This window comes from Caballeronia sp. INML2 (genome assembly GCF_023631365.1).
Lineage (GTDB): Bacteria > Pseudomonadota > Gammaproteobacteria > Burkholderiales > Burkholderiaceae > Caballeronia > Caballeronia turbans.
The window spans coordinates 1-3,513 of the sequence record NZ_JALQDH010000119.1 but is presented as its reverse complement, the minus strand read 5'-3'; the positions used below and the strand labels follow the sequence as shown (position 1 = coordinate 3,513).

The 3,513-nt window shown below is 61.1% G+C and carries 2 protein-coding genes and 1 pseudogene; 1 reads left to right on the top strand and 2 read right to left on the bottom strand.

What is annotated here, in order from left to right; genetic code table 11:
• Positions 1-462: 462 nt before the first annotated feature.
• Positions 463-1,284 (bottom strand): IS21-like element helper ATPase IstB, encoded by an 822-nt coding sequence (istB, locus tag NCT32_RS34385; protein ID WP_250491348.1) that lies wholly within the window; start codon positions 1,282-1,284, stop codon positions 463-465.
• Positions 1,281-2,732: an IS21 family transposase gene (istA, locus tag NCT32_RS34380; protein WP_409241565.1), complete on the bottom strand. Its 1,452-nt coding sequence runs from the start codon at positions 2,730-2,732 to the stop codon at positions 1,281-1,283. The genes istB and istA overlap by 4 nt, the downstream gene beginning before the upstream one ends.
• Positions 2,733-2,951: 219 nt before the next feature.
• On the opposite strand from istA, the pseudogene NCT32_RS34375 reads away from it, so the two are divergent.
• A pseudogene (locus NCT32_RS34375) lies at positions 2,952-3,113 on the top strand (sorbosone dehydrogenase family protein); the annotation flags it as partial.
• Positions 3,114-3,513 lie beyond the last annotated feature (400 nt).

Here is a 3,513-nt window from a genome sequence, read left to right as displayed (position 1 = left end):
CGACCGCTCGTCGATTGACCAGGTCCGTCCGTCTGCCTCGCCGAGATGCCTCACTTGTTTTCGCACAGCCTCGACCCAATTCAGCCATCCGACATGCGCTTCTCTCGAGGCCGGCTTTCGAAGGTACAGCGGACAATTGAACCCGCGCAAAACCAGCAACGATCGCCCGGCTTGCTCGACTCGCGCAAAGCGATCAGGAACTCGCCGCACACGAGGTGCCTCGGTCGGCGCGGGATTGAACGCGTCGACGCACCATCGTAACTACACAATGGGAACTGGCTGGCTATGGTTCACGCGGCCACGCGGGAGTTGTTAACGGCTCATCGTGAGCTGGTCTATGTACTTCGCGACACCAGAAAACGCAACGCGAAGGTCAGAAAGGATGTGACTGGACAGCGTCAAGCAGCACGGCCAGTTTACCGACAACCATCTTGGCCGGTCGACCGGGATGATTGTCGGTCGTTATCCAGTCATGGTTGTCGCTCCTTGTTGATGTTTGTCGCTGGATGATTGGCGGCGCCGGTTGTTCTGTTTGTCGCTGGCTGCGCGACGACGGTAGCTTTCGACGTTCATCTCGAAGATCGTCGAATGGTGGACGAGTCGGTCGATCGCAGCGACAGTCATGCCGGGATCCGGAAACACGTTATTCCATCCCGAGAAGGGCTGGTTGGCCGTGATCAGAAGGCTGCGGCGCTCGTATCTTTCGGCGATCAGTTCGAACAGGACGCTTGTTTCGGCCTGGTCCTTCCGCGCATACGACAGGTCGTCAAGGATGATCAGGTCGAAGCGGTCGAGCTTGGCAAGAGCTGAAGGCAACTGCAGGCTCTGACGCGCAGCCTGCAGCTTCTGTACGAGCTCGCTCGTACGCGTGAACATCACCCGGTAGCCGGCGTCAATCAACGCGTGTCCAATGGCCGAACCTAGATGACTTTTGCCGGCCCCAGGCGGACCAAACAGGAGCGCCGTGGCACCTTTCTCAAGCCACGAATCGCCGGTCGCGAGCGCCATGACGTGTGCCTTTGAAACCATCGGCACCATGCTGAAGTCGAAGGTCGCAAGCGTTTTGGTCGGGTCCAGATGCGACTCGGCACGATGTCGTTCAATGCGCCGTTTAGCCCGCTCGGCCAGTTCGTGTTCGAGCAATGCGCCGATCAACCGCGTGGCCTGCCAGCCTTCCTTGTCGGAGCGCTCCGCAAACTCGGGCCACAGGCGGGCGATGGTCGGCAGGCGCAGTTCATTGAGCATCAAGGCAAGACGGCCGGCATCGTAAGCGGGCGTGCTCATGCGACCTCCTTGTCGAGCAGGTCGTCATAGCTGCTTGCGGGTGGCATCTCGACATTGACGATTGGGCAATCGGCGTGACGCGGCGCGAACTCCTCGCGCAGAGCCCTCAGATCAGGCAGCTTGCCGTCAACCAGCAACGCGTTGAGGTGCGCGGCCAGCACGGCCTCGACGTCATCGAGCGCGGCGAGTTCAAGCAATCCAACGATGACTTTGCACGCCTCGCGTTGCGTCAGGCTCGCCTCCAGCTGTTCCCAGGTCCGGCGATAGGCCTCTCGCGGAAACAGCTCGTCTCGAAACGCAAGCCCCTTGAAGGCCTGCGGCTTGCGTTTGAGGCTCTCAATGAAGTGCCGGTAATTGAGTGCGCGGCGGTTGTCGCCGGCACGCGAACCTCGCGAGGTGCTATGCACCAGCGCGCCTGACAGATAGCAGTCGAGCCGGTCACCATACACGCGCACCTTCAGACGATGACCGATGAGGCGCGACGGCGCGCTGTACAGAATGCCGCGTATGGTGAAGGTGCTGCAGCGTGTAACGCGCGCTTCTTCCTCGACGAAGTCGGTTGTGCGCCTTAACGGCAGATCCATGAGCTGTTCCCGCTCAAGGCGGAACGCGGCTGCGTTCCGCCGGTTGCGACGCATGACGACCTCGCGCAGAAACTCATCATAGGCCGCACGATCAACGAAGTCCCGATGGCCGCGCAACATCAACGCCTGGTCGACAGCTTCCTTCAAATAGCGATGCGATGACTCCACGCTACCGTTCTCGTGGCCCAGGCCGCGATTGTTGCGCGTCCCGTTCATACCGTAGTGCTCGAGCAGCGCCGCATAGCGCACCGTGAAGTCGTCTTCATCCGCGAGGTTTCTGAACGCCGCTGACAGACTGTCGGTGCGATGCTCGCGCGGACATCCCCCGGCCTGCCATAGTGCATTTTGCAATCCCATGGACAGTGCTTCGAAGCTCTCGCCGCCTTCAACGACATTAGCGTATTCCCAGCGCGAGAACGCGAGCACGAAGTGGTACAGCCGGTGTTCGAATGGCACGCCAGCGATCGTCACTCGCAGTTCGGCCATGTCGGTGAAGTCGGACAGGCCGCGTGCGCCAGGCTCATGCAACTGCGGGAAGAAGACTTCCTTCGGTGGACCGGACATCGCCCTCCATTGCCGAATGCGCCGCTCCAGTGTGCGGCGTGTGCTGTCCGGATACTGTCCGGGATGATCGTCCTGCAGCTTGCGCAGGATGGTGATCGCCTGAAGTTGTGGCGCGTTCGCAAGCATCGAAACGACTTCGGTGTCCCAGACGTCGGCGAAGGGATCGGGACGGGAACGCCAGTAACGACGGGGTTTCTGTGACGGCAGTGTGGTGTCACGTTCGATGCGCCTAGCGCTGCGGACACTGATGCCCGCCTTGGCGGCGGCGATCTCCTGCGAGTGATGTTTGCGTTTGGACATGTAGAGGCGAACCTGTTGGTCGGTAATGCGGGTTCCAGACATGTAGCTGATCGCTTTCTTGTTCGATCAGCCATCGTAGAACCCGGCCGACTCGGCGCCGCCGGTGATGCGTCGTCTTCGGCGGCTACGCCGCCTTTGACTCCTCATCACCGGCCAAAACCTTCGCCGCTACACCGGCCAACATGATTGTCGCCCTCCAGTGACGTTTAATGCGATAAGCTGCCAGCGCAGTATCGGGGCGGCGCGTTCATCGGGGAGCACGGTAGCTGGGCCCGCTCGCCGCTGAGCGGTTATGTGGTCTCGTACATGTCCTTCCAGAATGGCAAGCCGGTCGGCGCGCCGAAGGATGTCGTGACGGGATTCGCGTCGTCGGATCAGAAGGGACGCGAGCCGGTGACATGGACTTGCGGCGGCCGTGATCTGCTGAGCTTGCACCATTTACCAGTCGTGCGGCGTCGCGATGTCGCGATAGTGCGCCTAGCGGCAGGTGAGATTATTCACGGCCTCATGATGAAACGCATAGCCGTGAACGTCGCCCGAGGCGCCTTCACATTGAATGCCGTGTCCACTGTAGGACATCGCTCGTGATCGTTCCGTCACGTTCGCCATCACATTCGGCGCGTCACACCGAGCAAAGAGTCTGGTAGGGAATGGCGATCACAAGCCCCACCCGTTCGCTCAATGAGCTGGCGCAGGCGTGGCACGCCGCGACTGGACCGTTTGCCGCAACACGACGTCCCGCTCGGGGTCAGGCATCGCAAGTATGGCGTGCATGGTCACC

Coding starts and splice junctions, on each gene's coding strand:
- istB (WP_250491348.1), bottom strand. CDS start 1,284: ATGAGCACGCCCGCTTACGATGCCGGCCGTCTTGCCTTGATGCTCAAT.
- istA (WP_409241565.1), bottom strand. CDS start 2,732: ATGTCCAAACGCAAACATCACTCGCAGGAGATCGCCGCCGCCAAGGCG.